The organism is Streptomyces sp. NPDC046716 (genome assembly GCF_040645755.1).
Classification (GTDB): domain Bacteria; phylum Actinomycetota; class Actinomycetes; order Streptomycetales; family Streptomycetaceae; genus Streptomyces.
Genome location: NZ_JBEYYU010000018.1, coordinates 15,869 through 33,634, shown reverse-complemented (window position 1 = coordinate 33,634; position 17,766 = coordinate 15,869). Strand labels below are relative to the sequence as shown.

The 17,766-nt window shown below is 72.7% G+C and carries 16 protein-coding genes; 8 read left to right on the top strand and 8 right to left on the bottom strand.

The annotated features are described in order from the left end of the window. Positions 1-3 precede the first annotated feature (3 nt). The 3 genes from ABZ930_RS16025 to ABZ930_RS16015 are packed head-to-tail and all read right to left on the bottom strand — an operon-like array spanning position 4 to position 2,951. Positions 4-786 (bottom strand): IclR family transcriptional regulator, encoded by a 783-nt coding sequence (locus ABZ930_RS16025; RefSeq protein WP_361547683.1) that lies wholly within the window; start codon positions 784-786, stop codon positions 4-6. Positions 787-833: 47 nt separating this feature from the next. Beyond that, a complete protein-coding gene (locus tag ABZ930_RS16020) occupies positions 834-1,778 on the bottom strand; it encodes a dihydrodipicolinate synthase family protein (protein WP_361547680.1) in 945 nt (314 codons plus the stop codon). 3 nt (positions 1,779-1,781) lie between these two features. Then, positions 1,782-2,951, bottom strand: coding sequence for a mandelate racemase/muconate lactonizing enzyme family protein (locus ABZ930_RS16015; RefSeq protein WP_361547677.1), 1,170 nt, complete (start codon positions 2,949-2,951; stop codon positions 1,782-1,784). Between the two features lie 203 nt (positions 2,952-3,154). Between ABZ930_RS16015 and ABZ930_RS16010 the strand changes: the two genes are divergently transcribed. After that, positions 3,155-4,486 (top strand): MFS transporter, encoded by a 1,332-nt coding sequence (locus tag ABZ930_RS16010; RefSeq protein WP_361547674.1) that lies wholly within the window; start codon positions 3,155-3,157, stop codon positions 4,484-4,486. 21 nt (positions 4,487-4,507) lie between these two features. Here ABZ930_RS16010 and ABZ930_RS16005 read toward each other — a convergent pair whose 3' ends face one another. Beyond that, the gene (locus tag ABZ930_RS16005) at positions 4,508-5,407 is read right to left on the bottom strand and encodes a LysR family transcriptional regulator (RefSeq protein WP_361547671.1); all 900 of its coding nucleotides are present in this window, start codon (positions 5,405-5,407) and stop codon (positions 4,508-4,510) included. 92 nt (positions 5,408-5,499) lie between these two features. On the opposite strand from ABZ930_RS16005, the gene ABZ930_RS16000 reads away from it, so the two are divergent. After that, positions 5,500-6,249 carry an SDR family oxidoreductase gene (locus tag ABZ930_RS16000; RefSeq protein WP_361547668.1) on the top strand — a complete coding sequence of 250 codons (750 nt, stop codon included), beginning with the start codon at positions 5,500-5,502 and terminating at the stop codon, positions 6,247-6,249. Between the two features lie 62 nt (positions 6,250-6,311). On the opposite strand, the gene ABZ930_RS15995 is transcribed toward ABZ930_RS16000, so the two are convergent. Next, a complete protein-coding gene (locus tag ABZ930_RS15995) occupies positions 6,312-6,995 on the bottom strand; it encodes a pyridoxamine 5'-phosphate oxidase family protein (RefSeq protein ID WP_361547665.1) in 684 nt (227 codons plus the stop codon). A 212-nt stretch (positions 6,996-7,207) separates the two neighbouring features. Between ABZ930_RS15995 and ABZ930_RS15990 the strand changes: the two genes are divergently transcribed. Then, on the top strand, positions 7,208-7,660 hold the full coding sequence (locus ABZ930_RS15990; protein WP_361547662.1) for a DUF5707 domain-containing protein: 453 nt from the start codon (positions 7,208-7,210) through the stop codon (positions 7,658-7,660). A 9-nt stretch (positions 7,661-7,669) separates the two neighbouring features. Here ABZ930_RS15990 and ABZ930_RS15985 read toward each other — a convergent pair whose 3' ends face one another. Further along, entirely contained in the window at positions 7,670-8,557 is an 888-nt protein-coding gene (locus tag ABZ930_RS15985; protein WP_361547659.1) for a LysR family transcriptional regulator, read from the bottom strand. A 69-nt stretch (positions 8,558-8,626) separates the two neighbouring features. On the opposite strand from ABZ930_RS15985, the gene ABZ930_RS15980 reads away from it, so the two are divergent. Beyond that, positions 8,627-9,487 (top strand): EamA family transporter, encoded by an 861-nt coding sequence (locus ABZ930_RS15980; RefSeq protein WP_361547656.1) that lies wholly within the window; start codon positions 8,627-8,629, stop codon positions 9,485-9,487. A gap of 13 nt (positions 9,488-9,500) precedes the next feature. Here ABZ930_RS15980 and ABZ930_RS15975 read toward each other — a convergent pair whose 3' ends face one another. After that, on the bottom strand, positions 9,501-10,385 hold the full coding sequence (locus ABZ930_RS15975; protein WP_361547653.1) for a LysR family transcriptional regulator: 885 nt from the start codon (positions 10,383-10,385) through the stop codon (positions 9,501-9,503). A 94-nt stretch (positions 10,386-10,479) separates the two neighbouring features. On the opposite strand from ABZ930_RS15975, the gene ABZ930_RS15970 reads away from it, so the two are divergent. The 3 genes from ABZ930_RS15970 to ABZ930_RS15960 are packed head-to-tail and all read left to right on the top strand — an operon-like array spanning position 10,480 to position 13,024. After that, positions 10,480-11,685, top strand: a complete 1,206-nt coding sequence (locus tag ABZ930_RS15970) for a thiolase family protein (protein WP_361547650.1) — start codon at positions 10,480-10,482, stop codon at positions 11,683-11,685. Next, the gene (locus ABZ930_RS15965) at positions 11,682-12,353 is read left to right on the top strand and encodes a 3-oxoacid CoA-transferase subunit A (protein WP_361547647.1); all 672 of its coding nucleotides are present in this window, start codon (positions 11,682-11,684) and stop codon (positions 12,351-12,353) included. Before ABZ930_RS15970 ends, ABZ930_RS15965 begins: the two co-directional genes overlap by 4 nt. Further along, a complete protein-coding gene (locus ABZ930_RS15960) occupies positions 12,350-13,024 on the top strand; it encodes a 3-oxoacid CoA-transferase subunit B (protein WP_361547644.1) in 675 nt (224 codons plus the stop codon). The genes ABZ930_RS15965 and ABZ930_RS15960 overlap by 4 nt, the downstream gene beginning before the upstream one ends. Before the next feature lie 283 nt (positions 13,025-13,307). Here ABZ930_RS15960 and ABZ930_RS15955 read toward each other — a convergent pair whose 3' ends face one another. Next, entirely contained in the window at positions 13,308-15,689 is a 2,382-nt protein-coding gene (locus ABZ930_RS15955) for a phosphoketolase family protein (RefSeq protein WP_361547641.1), read from the bottom strand. 700 nt (positions 15,690-16,389) lie between these two features. Here ABZ930_RS15955 and ABZ930_RS15950 point away from each other — a divergent pair. Then, positions 16,390-17,583 (top strand): ANTAR domain-containing protein, encoded by a 1,194-nt coding sequence (locus tag ABZ930_RS15950; RefSeq protein WP_361547638.1) that lies wholly within the window; start codon positions 16,390-16,392, stop codon positions 17,581-17,583. Positions 17,584-17,766 lie beyond the last annotated feature (183 nt).

The following is a 17,766-nucleotide window of genomic DNA, read 5'->3' as shown; positions in this document are numbered from 1 at the left end:
TCCTCAGTGCAGATATCCCAGGCTCGTCGAGACCTGGTCGGCCTGCTCGATGACGAGGCTGCCCAGCTCTTCCGCGCGATGGGTGAGATCCATGGCGGACAGGGAGCCGGACACGGAGAGCGCGGCCACGATGTCGCCCGACCTGTCCCGCACCGGCACGGCGAGGCAGGCCCGCCCCAGGGCCAACTCCTCGACCTCCGTGGCATAGCCGAGGCGGCGCACCTCGTCGAGCGAGGCGGCGAGGGCGTCGAGATCCGTGACGGTGTGCTTCGTGTACGCCGGATACGAACGGCCCAATAGCTCCGCGACCTCGTCGTCCTTCATGCCGCTGAGCAGTGCCTTGCCCATCGCCGTGGCGTGCAGCGGCGCGAGCCGGCCGATCAGCGTGAACGAACGCGGAGCCCGGGCCCCTTCGAAGTGGCACAGGTAGAACATCTGGTCGCCCTGCCGCTCCGAGACGTTGGCCCCGAGCCCCGTCTGGTGCGCCAGATTCTGGGCGATCTGGCGGGATGCCCGGTGCACGGGCGACTGGTTGAGGGCGACACCGGCCAGGCCGACCAGCCGGGGACCGAGCCGGTGCAGCCCGGTGCGCTCGTCGCGGGCCAGGTAGCCGAGCGATTCGAGGGCCCCCACCAGGCGCGAGACCGTGGACTGCCCGAGGCCGGTCAGGTCGACCAGCTCGGCGATCCGTCGCTCGGGCTGCTCGTCGGTGAAGTAGGTGAGCAGGGAAAGGGCCCGCTCCACGGTCTGCGTCCCGGGACCGGCGCTTCGAGATGAGGCATCCATATAGTGCATCCTATATCCGACGAGCGGCTGAGGGGCGGGCGGAGAGGCTACGCGGACACGGCCCGGTGCCGGGGCAGGGCCAGCTCGTCCAGGATCTCGTCGAGCGCCGTCCGGGTGACCGCGTCCAGGGGCGCGGCCGGCAGCCGGACCGCGGCCGAGGCGATGATGCCGCGCCGGACCAGGACCTCCTTGTGCACCGCCCAGGCCTGGCCCTGACGGACGCCGATGTGGATGAGCGGCTGAAGCGCGCGGTACAGCGCCCGGCCCCGGGCCCGCTCTCCCTTGTCGAGCGCGTCGAGCACGTCCCGGAGCACATCGGAGAACTCGCAGGCCGGCATGGTGCCGACCGAGCCGTTGGCGTGCTCGTCGAGCAGGAACTGGGCGTTCTGGCCGCCGAGGACGGCGAAGTCGTCGCCGGTGGCCGCGACGACGGCCGCCATCTTGGCGGGCGGCGCGGGCACCTCGACCTTGACCGAGCCGATGCGCGGCTCGGCGGCAAGGGCCGCGATCTGCTCGACGGACAGCGCCACCCCGGTCACGCCGGGCGCGTCCTGGATCATCACCGAGGCGTCCGTCGCCGCGGCGACCTCGGCGAAGAACTCCAGGACCTGCGGCGGCGACGGCTTGGTCAGGAACGGCGGCAGCACCATCAGATGGTCGGCGCCGCCGTCGACCGCGCGCCGGGCCAGCTCGCGCGCGGTCACGGTGCTGGTGCCGTTCACCCCGGCCACCAGCGGCAGTTCGGGCCCGGCCACGTCCCGCACGGTGCGCAGGATCACGGCCCGCTCGTGCTCGGTGAGCGCGAACCCCTCGCTGGCCATGCCGAACACGGCGAGCCCGTCGACGCCGCTCGCCAGCTGGAACTCGACCAGCGTGCGCAGTGAGGGGACGTCCAGCTCCCCGGAGTCGGTGAAGGGGGTGGCGAGGATCGGTATGAGGCCCTGGGGGAGTGCGGCTTCCGGGGCTGCGGAGGAGGTGCTCGGGATGCTCAAGGTTCAGTGCTCCTGGGAGAGTTCGCGGACGGTGTCGACGTCGACCTCGATGCCGAGGCCGGGCCCCTCGGGCAGCCGGTAGCCGGCCGGGGTGACCTCGATGGGGGTGCGCAGGATGCTCTGGGCGACGGCCAGGGAGTCGGCCTGGAACTCGAAGAACGGGCAGTCCTGCGTGGCGGCGCTGAGGTGGAGGCCCGCCGCCAGGGCGACGCCGAGCCCGACGGAGTGGTGGCAGGCGACGGGCACGTGCGCGGCCGCGGCGATCTCGGCGATGGCGGTGGCCTCGGTGATGCCGGTGCGGGCGACGTCGGGCTGGGCCAGGCGCAGCGCGCGGCGGCCGATCCAGTCGGCGAACTCGTAGCGGTTGCGCAGCGCCTCGCCGACGGCGATCGGCGTGCTGACGCGGGCGGCGAGCTCACGGTGCCCCTCGACGTCCTCGGGGGCCAGCGGCGCCTCGTAGAAGAGGGCTCCGCGGCGGTCGAGTTCGGCGCCGAGCGTCAGCGCCTCGCCGATGCGGTAGGCCCAGTGCGCGTCGACGGCGATCCGCAGCCCGGGGGCGGCCGCGGCGACGGCGTCGTAGGTGGCCAGGTCGGCCTCGATGCCCTTGCCGAGGGCCAGTTTGACCATCGTGGCGCCCTGCTCGGCGTAGGAGACCGCGAGCCGGGCGCGCAGCTCGTCCGTCGGCTCCGGCAGTCCGGAGACATAGGCCGGTACGTGGTCGCGGTGGGCGCCGCCGAGGAGTTCGGCGACCGAGAGCCCGGTCAGCCGGCCGTGCAGATCCCACAGGGCGATGTCGACGGCGGCCATCGCGTCCGCCTGATGTCCTGTCAGGTGACCGCGCTCGCGCATGAGTTCACGCATGCGGTGCCACAGGGGCCGGACGCGGGTGGGGTCCTGGCCGACGAGCTGGTCGGCCAGGAGCCGGTCCACCACCGCCGCCGGGATCTCGGGGCCGACCGGGGCCAGCGCCTCGCCCCATCCGGTGCAGCCGTCGTCGGTGCCGATCTCCACGAGCAGCGTCTCGAAGCGCCCCGAGTACAGGCTGCGCCACGGCTCGCGCACGACGTACCCGCGCTCCGGCGTCAGCTCGGCGCCGTCCTCGAGCCGCCCCAGGTAGGCCCGGGCGCCTTCCAGTTTGAGCACGTGCGTGCGTACGTGCGTGATGCGAGCCATGCTAAGCCCCTTCGAGCCGTAGTCTTGATGTGGCAATCCACAGTTTGCATAGGACTTGTAAATAGAGCAAGCATCATTAATATCGTGGCTATGCGCTCTCAAGCCTCCGGCTGTTCTGCCGGGGCAGCGCATCCCGGCAGCCCGAGCCGCACGGATCCCCGCCTGCCGCCGCTCCCGTTCCGCACTCCCCATGCGAGGCCCTGATGCAAGAGCAGACCACCGCGCCCGCCGGCCAGGAGGCCGACGCCCCGCCCGCCCCGCACGCGCGCCGCGTGCTGATCGCCGGCAGCATCGGCAACTTCGTCGAGTGGTTCGACATCGGCATCTACGGCACGCTGTCGTCCGTCATCGCGGGCAGCTTCTTCGCGTCGGGCGACCGCACCTCAGCCCTGCTGTCCACGTTCGCGATCTTCGCCGTGGGCTTCGCGATCCGGCCGATCGGCGCCCTCTACTTCGGACCGCTCGCCGACCGCGTCGGCCGCAACCGCGTCCTCGCGATCACGGTCCTCATCACCTCGCTGTCGACCTTCGCGATCGGCGTCCTGCCCACCTACGCCACGGTCGGCGCCCTCGCGCCGCTCCTGCTCGTCCTCGTCCGCCTGGTGCAGGGCTTCGCCGCGGGCGGCGAGACCTCCAGCGCGGTGAGCCTGCTGTTCGAGTACGCGCCCCGCAACCGCCGCGGCTACTACACGAGTTACGGCGCCGCCCTCGGCTTCGTCGCGTTCGTCGTCGGCGCCGGTGTCGCCCTCGTCCTGTCCCTCGCGTTCGGCGACGACCGGATGGCCTCGTACGCGTGGCGCATCCCGTTCCTGCTCGCCCTGCCGCTCGGCATCGCGGGCCTCTACCTGCGGCTCAAGCTGGACGACACCCCCGAGTTCGTCCGCATGGAGAAGTCCGGCGAGATCCCGAAGACGCCGCTGCGCGAGACGCTGCGCACCAGCGGACGCCCCATGCTGATCCTGGCCGGGGTCATCGTCCTCAAGGGCGTGGCGCACTGGACCCTGCAGACCTTCATGGTCAGCTACCTCACCGACACGATGCACTTCAGCCAGACCGCGTCGTTCGCCGCCTCGACCGTCTGCATGGGCGCCGTCGCCGTCCTCATCCCCTGTGCCGGGCTGCTCTCCGACCGCGTAGGACGCAAGCCGCTGCTCATCGGCGGGGCCCTCGGCCTGATCGTGCTCGCCTGGCCGTGCCTGCTCCTGATGTCCTACGACAACGCCCTGCTCGCCGTCGTCGCCATGGTGATCCTGGGCCTGCCCATCGCCGCCTACGACGGTGCCGCGAACGCCAGCATGGCCGAACTGTTCCCGGCCCGGATCCGCACCGGGGCCATCGCCATCCCGTACAACATCTCGGTCGCCCTCTTCGGCGGCACCGCCCCCTACATCGCCACCTGGCTGGTCAGCTCGACGGGCAACGACCTCTCCCCGTCCTGGTACCTGATGGCCGCCGGGCTGCTGACCCTGGTCACGGTGGTGCTCGGGGTGCGGGAGACGGCGGGGCCGCGCGCGGAGAAGATCGTCACCGGCTGAGCGGTGCCCGGGCCGGTTCGGTCAACCGCCGACGACGCCGCGGACCGTGTCGCGCAGCCAGCGCTGCGCCGGGTCGTCGTCGAGGCGCGGATGCCAGGCCATGTGGTAGCGCAGCGGGTCGATCTCGGGCGGCGCCGGCAGGACGCGCAGCGCGGGGTCCGACGCGTGCTCGACGGCGAACCGGCGGGGGAGGGTGGCGATCAGCGACGTGCCCGGCACCGCCCGCGCCGCCACCGAGTGGTAGGGCACGGACAGACCGGCCCGGCGCGGGCGGTGGTGCTGGTCCAGCGGGTCGTCGATCGCGATCTGCCGACCGCCGACGGTGCCGACGACGACGTGCACCGCGTCGAGGTAGTCGTCCAGGTCCGGCCCCGGACCGTCGGCCAGCGGGTGGTCCCGCGCCATGACGCACAGGAACGGATCGTCGAAGAGGTGCTCCGTGCGCAGACCGGAGGAGACCTTTCCCGCGGCGTGGAACAGCAGGTCCACCCGGCCGTGGTCGATGTCCTCGACGATGCCGTCGTGCCACCTGCCGAAGTCCAGGGTCGAGTGCGGCGACTGGCGGAACACGCGCCGGAAGAGGGCCGGGACGAAGACCGAGGCGTAGTCGGTCCCCGCGATCCGGAACGCCTCGGCCGCCTCGGCCGGCGCGAAGGTCTCCGGCGCGAACAGCGTCTCCAGACGGGGCACGACCGCGCCGAGCCGCTGCTGGATGCGCTCGGCGCGCGGAGTGAGCCGGTACCCGCCCGGCGCCCGCACCAGCAGCTCGTCGCCGAAGGTGTCCCGCAGCCGCTGCAGGGCCCGGCTCATCGCGGGCTGGCTCATCCCGGCCAACTCGGCGGCGCGCGAGACATGCCGCTCCGTCAGCAGCGCGTCCAGCGGGCCGAGCAGATTCAGATCCACCCGCTCCATATGCACCATGCGCATAGTCTAGATATCAATGATTCATTAGACAAATAGTTCCCGGCCGGGGGAGGGTGAGAACACCGAGAAGCCGCTACGAGGAGACGAACATGACGGACCAAGGACGCGACGGACGCAGGGTCGCCGTGGTGACGGGCGGATCGGGCGGCATCGGCGGCGCGGTCGCCCGCCGGCTCGCCGATGCGGGCACCGCGGTCGTCGTCCACTACGCGGGGTCCGCGGACCGGGCCGCCGAGGTCGTGGAGTCGATCACCGCGGCGGGCGGGACGGCGTACGCCGCACCGGGCGACGTCGCCGAACCGGAGGAGATGGAGCGCCTCTTCGACGCCGCCGAGGAGCGCTTCGGCGGGGTGGACGTCGTGGTCAACACGGCAGGGATCATGAAGCTGGCGCCCGTGGCCGAGATGGACCTGGACACCTTCGACCGGATGCACCGGGTCAACGTCCGCGGCACGTTCGTCGTCTCCCGGCTCGCCGCCCGCCGACTGCGTCCCGGCGGCGCGCTGATCAACTTCTCGACCTCCGTCACCCGCTTGCAGCAGCCGACCTACGGCGCCTACGCGGCGACCAAGGGCGCGGTCGAGGCGATGACCCTGATCCTCGCCCGCGAGCTGGGCGGCCGCGACATCACCGTCAACGCCGTGGCGCCCGGGCCGACCGCGACCCCGCTCTTCCTGGAGGGCAAGAGCCCCGAACTGATCGACCGGATCGCCTCGGCCGCCGCGCTCGGACGGCTCGGCACGCCGGAGGACATCGCGGGCGCCGTCGCCTTCCTGGCCGGGCCCGACGGCCGCTGGATCAACGGACAGGTGCTCTTCGCCAACGGCGGCGCCGCCTGACACCGGCACCCCGACTCCGTAGACCGGGGCCGAACGGGTGACCCGCCCGCCGGCCTGCCGGTTCAGCCCGCCGCGCGGCGGATCCGGCGTCCGCTGATGCGGCGCGGTGTGACGAGCAGCCACTGGGTCCGCTCGCCCCCGGCCCACGGCTCGGAGTGGGCCTGCCCGGACAGTTCGGCGGCGGTGTCCGGATCGGAGACGGCGCACGCGACCCCGACGACGAGCACGCTCCAGCCCTCGCTCAGCGCGTCGTCCACCCGGTCCACCTCGAAGCCGATCTCCTGGCCCGAGGCGCCCGACAGCGACGAGCCCGGCCGCGTACGGAAGGCGACGGAACCCCCGGACGTCATCGTGTAGTTGACCGGCAGCACCACCGGCCCGTGCGGCAACTGGACGGCGACCCGGCCCACACCGTGCGTCGACAGCAGCGCGCGGCACTCCTGCTCCGACAGCTCGAGGAACTCGGGGGCGCGCGCCGCGTCGGCGGTTCCGGGCGGGCGTGTGTACGTCCCGCCGAGCAGGGTGTCGACGTCCGTGTCCAGAGCGGCGGCCAGCCGCAGGGCGAAGCCGGAGGCGGGGTGGGCGGCCTGTTCCTCCACGTACCGGACGTACGCCTCCGAGGCGCCGGTCCGGTCCGCCAGGTCCTGGGCGGTCAGGCCGAGTTCCCGGCGGCGCGCCGCCACCCGGCGCCCGAAGTCGCTGTGCTGGACCGCTGCCGCCTCCGTGGGCTCCGGCGCCTCGGGCATCCTCGTCTCCCTCCGTCGATCACGTCCCTCGGATCGTCCGGCAGCCCGAAACCGCGCGCAACCGCGGGCCGGTCCGATCACCCAGGGCGCATTGAGTGCGCGTACTCAGGTGGGGGACGGCCGCGCGTTGCGAGGATCGGCGCGGAGGCGCGGCCGGGAGGGCCGGGCCGCCACCGACCGAGAACGTCCGCGCCAGTTACGGAGATTTCGCCATGTCCCGTCGCATCGTCCTGTCCGCCGTCGCCGGTGCCGCCGTCCTCGCGGGCGCCGGAGCCTTCGCGCTCGCCTACGCCGGGGACGGCGCGCCCGTCCTCGGCCACGGCACCGCCCGCTACACCGCCCCGCAGGGCGACCGGGACGGCTCCTTCAGCTACTCCACCGAGGTCACGGCTTCGGCCGGACTCAAGAGCCTCAAGGTGCTGGCCTGGCCGGAGAAGTCCGAGCTCGGCGAGAAGCCGCCGACCGCCGCGGAGATGGCCCGGGCGGAGAAGGCGAAGTGCGCGCCCGCGGGCGGGGACACCCGGCGGTGCGCCTACACCGTCACGGTGAAGGCCGCCGACGCCGACGCGTTCCCGCGGGGGTCCTGGCACGTCGCCGTGCTCGCCACCGACAAGGACGGCGCCACCGCACTGGACACCGAGGCGGTGGACTTCACCGTCGGCTGACCGACCCGCTCACCGCTCACCGCGGTAGAGCTCGGAGGCGAGGGCGATGGCGGTGTGGGTCGCCGGATGCGGGTCCCGCGTGCGCCAGATGAGATGCACGGGCACGGGGTCGGCGTCGCGCAGCGGCCGGTAGGTGATGCCGTCGCGCCGGTACTGCGCGGCGGTGGCCTGCGGGGTGAGGCCGATGCGGCGGCCGGTGGCGATGGCGGCCAGCCAGTCGTCGATGTCCTGGGTGTACTCGACGGCGGGCTGCCGGTCCGCCGGCCACAGGTCGAGGGTGGTGGTGCCGGTGCGGCGGTCGATGGCCAGGGTGCGGGTGGGGATCTCGGCCAGCCGGATGCCGCGGCGCCGCGCCCAGGGGTCGTCGGAGGCCATCGCGACACAGCGGGTCTCGTGGCCGATCAGGGCATGGGCCCAGGGCATCGCATCGAGCGGGGTACGGATGACGGCGAGGTCGCACAGCCCCTCCGCCAGGCCGCCGGTGGGGGTGTTGTGGCGGATCAGGCGCAGCTCCGTCTCCGGATGCTGTTCGTGCCAGCGGCGCTGGAACTCGGTGGTGTGACGGCCGAAGGCGGACCAGGCGTGACCGAGGTGCAGCCGGGTACGGCCGGTGGCGGCCTCGTGGACGAGTGCGTCGGCGCCGCCGAGCAGGACCCGGGCGCGGGCGAGCACCTGCACCCCGGCCGGCGTCGGTGTGATGCTGCGGCTCGTGCGGTGCAGCAGCCGCACCCCGAGCAGGTCCTCCAGGGCGGCCAGGGTGCGGGACACGGCGGCCTGGGACGTACCGAGTTCGTGGGCGGCGTCGGTGAAACCACCGGTGTCGACGATGGCGACCAGGCACCGCAGGTGCTTCAACTCCAGTGCTCTCGCGGCGTCCGCGCTCCCGTACGCATCCATACGCCCAGCGTATAGGTGGTCGTCCGGATGCATTTTGCGTATGCCCCGGACGGTCCCATCGTGAGGCGCATGCAGACCGAATCATCCGCCGGGGCGCGTACCGGCCGAGGCCCCGGAGTGGCCCTGATGCTGGGCAGCGGACTGGCCAACCAGACCGGGGCGGCCGTCGCCGCGCTGGCGTTCCCGGTGATCGGCCCGGTCGGGGTCGTCGCGGTCCGCCAATGGGTGGCGGCCGTCGTGCTCGGTGCCGTCGCCCGCCCACGACCCGGCCGGTTCACCGCCGCCCAGTGGCGCCCGGTGCTCGCCCTCGCCGTGGTCTTCGCCGCGATGAATCTGTCCCTCTACACGGCGATCGACCGCATCGGGCTCGGCCTGGCCGTCACCCTCGAGTTCCTCGGCCCGCTGGCCGTGGCCCTCGCGGGCTCGCGGCGGCGGACCGATCTGCCGGCCGCCGTGGCGGCGGCGGGCGCGGTGGCCGTACTCACCCGGCCCACGCTCTCCACCGACTACCCCGGCATCGGCCTGGGCCTGCTGGCCGCCGTCTGCTGGGGCTGCTACATCCTGCTCAACCGCACCATCGGCGCCCGGCTGCCCGGACTGGAGGGATCGGCCACCGCGGCGGCGGTCTCCGCGGCCCTGTATCTGCCGGTCGGGGCCTGGGTGCTGTGGCACCACCGGCCAGGACCGACGGCCCTGGGCTGCGCGCTGGCGGCCGGGGTGCTGTCCTCCGCGGTGCCGTTCCTCGCCGACCTGCTGGCCCTGCGCCGCGTCCCGGCCGCCTTCTTCGGGGTGTTCATGAGCGTCAACCCGGTCTTCGCGGCCCTGGTCGGTCTCGTCGTGCTCGGGCAGCACCTGGACACCGCCGCCTGGTGCGCGATCGCCGCGGTCGTCGGCGCGAACACCCTGGCCGTCGCCACCGCGCGGAACTGACGGGCCCGTCGTCTCACCCGGCCACGCACTGCTCGATCACCGAGGCGACCTGCTCCGAGGCGGGGGAGTTGCGCTGCGCGCGGCGGGCGAGCAGCAGGTCGACCGGTTCGGGATCCGTCAGCGGGACGTAGGTGACGCCTTCGAGGCTGAGGCTGCGGACCGACTGCGGGACGAGGGCGACACCGTGTCCGGCGGCCACGAAGACGACCAGCGTCGCCGTCTCGCCGACCTCGGTCAGCGAGGCGGGGGAGAAACCCGCCCGCTCGCACGCCGCCAGCACCAGGTCGTACATCGAGGACCGGGACCGCGAGGGATGGACGACGAACGGCTCGTCGGCCAGCGCCTCCAGCGGGATCCGCCGCCGCCCGGCCAGCGGATGGTGCGCGGGGAGCACGGCCACCAGCGGCTCGGACCGCAGCGAGGTGACGCGCAGGTCGTCGCCCGCGACCCGACCCCGCAGGACCGCGAGGTCGTACGTCCCCGAGGACAGCCCCTCGACGAGTTCCGGGGTGAGCAGCTCGCCGCGCAGGTCCAGGGTGATCCCTGGCAACCGCGCGCGGACCGTACGGGCCACGCGCGGCAGCACGTCGTAGGTCGCCGTACCGATGAAGCCGACGGAGACCCGTCCGGCATGCCCGGTGGCCAGCTCGTGCAGATGGACCCGTGCCCGCTCCTCCTCCGCGACGAGCGCGCGGGCGTATCCCGTGAGCTGACGGCCGGCCTCGGTCGGTTCGACACGGCGCGTCGACCGGTTGAACAGCGGCACGCCCAGCTCGCGCTCCAACTGCTTGATCTGCTGGGACAGGGCGGGCTGCGCCACGTGCAGCCGGGCCGCCGCGCGCCCGAAGTGACACTCCTCGGCGAGGGCGAGGAAGTACCGCAGCTGACGCAGTTCCATGCCGCCCACCCTACCTGTGGTTATAAAGACGCCTTATCAATCGATGTCGACTGGGTCTTGGACGTGATGAACGGGGCGCACCTAGCGTGAGGGCGTGACCCACAGTTATCTGTACGCAGCAGTGCGCACGCCCTTCGGACGGTTCTCCGGCGCCCTCGCGAACGTCCGGCCCGACGACCTCGCGGCGCTCGCCGTCACCGGGACCCTGGCGAAGACCCCCGCGCTCGACCCGGCCGAGATCGGCGACGTCGTCTGGGGCAACGCCAACGGCGCGGGCGAGGACAACCGCAACGTCGGCAGGATGGCCGTCCTGCTCGCGGGGCTGCCCACCTCGGTGCCCGCCACGACCGTCAACCGGCTGTGCGGCTCCTCCCTGGACGCCGCCGTCATCGGCTCCCGCGCCATCGAGACCGGCGACACGGACATCGTGCTCACCGGCGGCGTCGAGTCGATGACCCGCGCGCCGTGGGTCCTGCCCAAACCCTCGCGCGCCTTCCCCGCCGGAGACGTCACCGCCGTGTCGACCACGCTCGGCTGGCGCCTGGTCAACGAGCGCATGCCCGAGGAGTGGACCGTCTCCCTGGGCGAGGCCAACGAACAGCTCGCGGACCGCTTCTCCGTCGCCCGTGAACGCCAGGACGCCTTCGCCGCCCGCTCCCACCAACTGGCCGACGCCGCCTGGAACGACGGGTTCTACGACGACCTGGTCGTCCCCGTCACCGTCGACGCCGAGGGCACCACGCTCGACCGCGACGAGGGCATCCGCCCCGGCTCCACCGCGCAGAAGCTGGCCGGGCTCAAGCCGGTGTTCCGGCCCGACGGCGTCATCACGGCCGGGAACGCCTCCCCGCTGAGCGACGGCGCCTCGGCCGTCCTGCTGGGCTCGGCCGCCGCCGCGGACCGGATCGGCACCGACCCGCTCGCCCGGATCGCCGGACGCGGCGTGTCCGCCCTCGACCCGCAACTGTTCGGCTACGCACCGGTGGAGGCGGCGAACCGGGCGCTGAAGGCCGCGGGGATCTCCTGGCGGGATGTCGGAGCGGTCGAGCTCAACGAGGCGTTCGCCGTGCAGTCCCTCGCCTGCGTGGACGCCTGGGACATCGACCCCGACATCGTCAACGCCAAGGGCGGGGCGATCGCGCTCGGCCACCCCCTCGGCGCGTCCGGCGGCCGGCTCCTGGGCACGCTCGCCCACCGGCTCGGTGCGTCCGGCGAACGCTGGGGGGTTGCCGCCATCTGCATCGGCGTCGGCCAGGCCCTCGCGGTCGTCCTGGAGAACGTCACGGAGGCGAAGCGATGACCACCCAGCTGTGTGCCGACCCCGACGAGGCGGTCGCCGGAATCGAGGACGGCTCCACCGTGCTCGTCGGCGGCTTCGGCATGGCCGGCATGCCCGTCGAGCTGATCGACGCGCTGATCCGCCAGGGCGCCGCCGACCTGACGGTCGTCTCCAACAACGCCGGCAACGGCGACACCGGACTCGCCGCGCTCCTCGCCAAGCGGCGGGTCCGCAAGGTGATCTGCTCCTTCCCGCGGCAGGCGGACTCCTGGGTCTTCGACGACCTCTACCGCACGGGCAGGATCGAGCTGGAGGTCGTGCCGCAGGGAAATCTCGCCGAGCGGATGCGGGCGGCGGGCGCCGGAATCGGCGCCTTCTTCTGCCCGACGGGCGTGGGCACCCTGCTCGCCGAGGGCAAGGAGACCCGCGAGATCGACGGACGGACGTACGTCCTCGAATACCCGATCAAGGGGGACGTCGCGCTGATCGGCGCCCACCGCGCCGACCGCATGGGCAACCTGGTCTACCGCAAGACCGCCCGCAACTTCGGCCCCGTCATGGCCACCGCGGCGACCACCGTGATCGCGCAGGTCGGTGAGGTCGTGGAGACGGGTGCACTCGATCCGGAGACCGTCGTGACCCCGAGCATCTATGTGGACCGAATCGTGCAGGAGGCGGGACGCCGATGACCCCCGTGAACCAAGTGACGGACCGACAGGGACCGCTGGGCAAGCACGACATCGCCGCGCTCATCGCCCAGGACATCCCCCGGGGCGCCTTCGTCAACCTGGGCATCGGCCAGCCGACCCTCGTCGCCGACCACCTGCCCGCCGACTCCGGCGTGGTCCTCCACACCGAGAACGGCATGCTCAACATGGGCCCGGCCGCCCTCGAGGGCGAGGTGGACCCCGACCTGACGAACGCGGGCAAGGTGCCCGTCACCGAACTGCCCGGAGCCGCGTACTTCCACCACGCCGACTCCTTCGCCATGATGCGCGGCGGCCACCTGGACATCTGCGTCCTCGGCGCGTTCCAGGTCTCCGCGGCGGGCGACCTGGCCAACTGGCACACGGGCGCTCCCGACGCGATCCCCGCCGTCGGCGGCGCCATGGACCTGGCGATCGGCGCCAAGAAGGTCTTCGTGATGATGACCCTCTTCACCAAGGACGGCGCCCCCAAGCTGGTCCCCGACTGCGACTACCCGCTCACCGGGCTGCGCTGCGTGGACCGGGTCTACACCGATCTCGCGGTGTTCGACATCTCCGCGCAGGGCGTCCGGGTCACGCGGACCTTCGGCATCACGCCCGATGAACTCGCCGCGCGTCTGGAGGTGCCGCTGACCTTCGCGCAGGGGAGCTGACCGGGGGCGGGGGTGAACGGCGGCCCGCGCACAGGCCCTCCACAGACTTAGGGTAGGTTAACCTAAGTCTGCTGCGGAGGGCCCGAGTTGCCTGCTCGCCGGGCCGCCGCCGCGTTCCCCGTCGCCGGAGCCGCCCTGGCCCTGGCCGTCGTCTACGCCTCCACGGGCACCGGATTCCGCAATCCCGGCCCTGTCCGCCCTCACCGGCGCGCTCCTCCTGATGGCGGCGGACATCGCGGCCCACAACTCCCCGGTCTTCGAGAGCCGTGCGCCGGTCGACGCCTCAGTCCGCCCACCGCCACTCCGCGATCTCCGGAAGATCGGTGCCGTGCTCGCGGATCCAGCGGTGATGGCGGGTACGGGCGTCCGCCATGCGCTGCCGTACCGGGGCCGCGGACACGGCCAAGCCGGGCACGCGGTCGATGACGTCCATGACCAGCCGGAACCGGTCGAGGTCGTTGCGGACGACCATGTCGAACGGGGTGGTCGTGGTGCCGGACTCCTTGTAGCCCCGCACATGCAGATTCGCGTGCCCGTCACGGCGGTAGGCGAGGCGGTGGATCAGCCACGGGTAGCCGTGGTAGCCGAAGATGACCGGCTTGTCGCGCGTGAACAGGCCGTCGTACTCGGCGTCGCTCATGCCGTGGGGGTTCTCCTCCGCGGGCAGCAGCGTGGTCATGTCGACGACGTTGACGACCCGCACGGCCAGCTCGGGCAGATGCCTGCGCAGCAGTTGGGCGGCGGCCAGGATCTCCTGGGTCGGCACGTCCCCCGCGCAGGCGAGGACCACGTCGGGCTCTCCGCCGTGCTCCGACCCGGCCCATTCCCACACGCCCGCGCCGCGGGCGCAGTGCGCGCGTGCCTCGTCCAGGGAGAGCCAGTCGGGGCCGGGGTTCTTGCCGGCCACGATGACGTTGACGTGGTCGCGGCTGCGCAGGGCCCGGTCGGCGACGGCCAGCAGGGTGTTGGCGTCCGGCGGCAGGTACACCCGGACGATGTGCGGACTCTTGTTGAGGACGTGGTCGACGAAGCCGGGGTCCTGGTGCGAGAAGCCGTTGTGGTCCTGGCGCCACACGTGTGAGGTGAGCAGGTAGTTGAGCGAGGCGATGGGTGCCCGCCACGGCAGCTCGCGCGAGGTCTTCAGCCACTTGATGTGCTGGTTCACCATGGAGTCGACGATGTGCACGAACGCCTCGTAGCACGAGAACAGGCCGTGTCGTCCGGTGAGCAGATAGCCCTCCAGCCAGCCCTGGCACAGATGCTCGGACAGCACCTCCATGACCCGGCCGTGCGGGTCGAGGTTCTCGTCGACGGGCAGGACGCGCTCCTGCCAGGCCTTGCCGCTGGCCTCGTACACCGCCTGAAGCCGGTTGGAGGCGGTCTCGTCCGGGCCGACCAGCCGGAAGTTGCGCTCCTGGGCCGTGTCGGCCATGACCTTCGCCAGCAGATTGCCCAGCACCTCGGTCGGGGCGTTCAGCGTCGCGCCCGGCTTGTCGACCGGCACCGCGAACGCGTCGAGGGACGGCAGCGGCAGGGCGCGCAGGCGCAGGCCGCCGTTGGCGTAGGACGACGAACCCAGCCGCCTGGACCCGTCCGGTACACAGGCCAGCACATCCGGGGTCGGACGCCCGTCGGCGTCGAACAGTTCCTCGGGACGGTACGAGCGCAGCCAGCTCTCCAACTGGGCGAGGTGCGCGGGGTTCTCGCGGACTCCCGCCAGCGGGACCTGGTGGGCACGCCAGGTGTTCTCCACGGGCTGCCCGTCGACCTCGGCGGGACCGGTCCAGCCCTTGGGCGTGCGCAGCACGATCATCGGCCACCGCACGGGCGCCGTGGCCTCGCCGGTCCTGGCAGCCCGCTGGTGGTCGGTGATCAGGTCGAGGGCCCGGTCCAGAGCGGCGGCCATGGCCCGGTGCACCCGCGCGGGGTCGTCGCCCTCGACGTACAGCGGCAGATGCCCGTAGCCGCGCAGCAGCGCGTCGAGTTCGTCGCGCGGCATCCGCGACAGCACTGTCGGATTGGCGATCTTGTAGCCGTTGAGGTGCAGGATGGGCAGGACGGCGCCGTCGTGCACGGGGTCGAGGAACCGGCCCGAGTGCCAGGACGCGGCCAGCGGGCCCGTCTCCGCCTCACCGTCCCCCACCACGCAGGCGACCAGCAGCTGGGGATGGTCGAACGCGGCCCCGTAGGCGTGCGCCAGCGAATACCCCAGCTCACCGCCCTCGTGAATGGATCCGGGCACCTCGGGCGCCACATGGCTGGGCACGCCGCCCGGGAACGAGAACTGCTTGAACAGACGGGCCATGCCCGCCTCGTCCCGGCCCACGTCCGGACTGATCTCGCTGTAGCTGCCCTCCAGCCAGGTGTTGGCCAGCACCGACGGCCCGCCGTGGCCGGGGCCCCACACGCACAGAGCGTCCAGGTCCCGCCGCTTGATCACGCGGTTCAGGTGGGTGTACACGAGATTCAGGCCGGGCGAGGTGCCCCAGTGCCCGAGCAGCCGCGGCTTGATGTGCTCCGGGCGCAGCGGCTCGCGCAGCAGCGGGTCCGCCATCAGGTAGATCTGTCCCGCGGCCAGATAGTTCGCCGCGCGCCAGTGGGCGTCCAGCGCCCGCAATTCGTCGTCGCCGAGTGCGAGGGCGCCGGGGTCGTCGGACGTCGTCATCACTGCTCCAGACTGTGGTGGCCCTGGGGAGTCGTTCGCGTCTGGGTTCCCACGCAGGCCAGGGCCACTCACGCGGTTCCGCGCGTCTCCTTCCACCCTGACGCAACCCGCCGGGGCGCGCACGGCCGCGTCGTGCGGCTCGCCTGAGGAGCGGCGGTCGGGCTGCCGTTCGCGGGCCGAGGAACATCGGGCCGTGGCAGCACAATTGACCTGGGACAGGGCTCGCCGTCGCCGCGGGCAGGCGCGCACGGCAGGTGTGCCGACGTCCCGTAAGATCGTTGCCCGCAGCGCTTGGGCAAAACAGGTGCTCGTTGACAGCAGGCTGACACCGTCGCCGGCTGCGCAGCGCCATGCCCGGTTTCCGTAGCTTCGGTGCCGCCTGCGTCCGGTCGTCCATGTGTCAGCCCTTTCCCTGAGAGCCCCCGGGCTCGTGAAGGAGCGGAATGGGCACCCACGACCGAACCATCCGGCTGGACCTCGCGTCCACGGCACTCTTGTCCCCGTGCCTTCCGCACCCCGCGCCCGCCGCGGCCGACGGAGGGGCTTTCGCGGAACGCCGTGTCGGGTGGGGAACGGCAGGACCGCGTGCCACCAGTGCGCGTCCCGAGCCAGCACGGACGAACGACCCGCGGGCGGGCGGCCGAGCAGCGAGACGGCCGGCCGGGGGCCGGCCGGTCACCCGGGCCCGCGGGGCCGCGGCGTGACGCGCGTACCGGAGGTGACGGTCCGGTGGCTGCAGACCGTCCCGGTCAGGCTCGTGCGCCTGACCGGAGACTTCGACGCGCCGAGCCTGGCGGCTCTGGTGGAGCCCCTCCTGGAACAGGTGCCGCGGGCGGAGGAACTGCTGGTGCTGGATCTGAGGGCGGCTCGCCCGACGGACGCGGCCGCCGCGTCTGCCCTGGCGGCCGAGCTGAGTACCGGTGGGGCGCGCACCGCGCTGGTGGTGGCGACGCCGGCGGCGTTCTCCACGGCGACGCCCGGGCCGCGGGTGCACTCCACCGTCGAGGCGGCTCTGGCAGCCCTGCCGGACCTGCCCGCCGGGACGGTCGAAGCGCTGACGGGAGCGCATGCCGGTGATCCGACGCCGGGCCGGTTCGCGGACCTTCAGCAGCAGGTCTTCGGGCTGCGGTCCAAGTCCCGCAGCCGGGAAGTGATCGGCATGGCACAGGGAATTCTTCTCGAACGCTACGGGCTTCGCTCTCCGTCGGCGGCGTTCGACCTGCTGCGGGTGGCCTCTCAGCACCACAACGTGCCGGTGCGGATCCTGTCCGCGGAAGTGGTCGCGACCGCGCGGTCGGCGTCCCGGCGGGCGTCGTCGCGGCACCTGGCGGGCCGGGACGTGAGCAGGGGCCCGGCCGGCGGCCTGTTCGCGGACACGGACCTCGACGCGGGCGACTTCAAACAGGTCATGCGCGCCATGGTGGGCGAGGCGATGAACCGGGCGGACGCGGACGCCGTCGAAGCGCACCTCCCGCACGCGGCGCTGGGCAGAGCGCTGATCCTGGAAGGGGCTTCCGGGCTGGACGCGGCGTACCGCAACGACGCCGCCGAGGTCAGGGACCCGCTGGCCCTGCCCGTACTCGTGCACGCCAAGGCCCGGACGGTACTCGTTCCGGACCTGGCCACCGACTTGAACATCGGCACGTCCGCGCTGGGGCGTGCGGCGCTCGCCGCGGGAAGCCGGGCCCTGCTCGGTGTGCCCGCCCTGCACCACGACCGCACCTGTGGGGGCGTCATCACCGTCCACCGCGGCCGCCCGGGACACTGGCCGACCGAAGCCCAGCGGACCGGCTTGGAGTCACTGGCCGGGGAACTGGCCGGCTGGCTCGCCTGGTACCGGGAGGTCGTCGTCCTCAACGCCGTGGAGTATCTGCACGAGCAGGCCGCCGCGTAACCCTTCCGGCGCGCGAGGGTTGGGAACACAGCCCTCGTGCCATGCCCGGTCGATCTCTCCGATTGATTGCACGGCGCCAACCTGGATGTGTCCGCGACCGCGTACGCGCGGGTCGGTGGCTTCCGCCCGTACGCGAGTGCGAGGACCGCGATCTCGCTGCCAGGCTCGCGGCGACCCGGCACC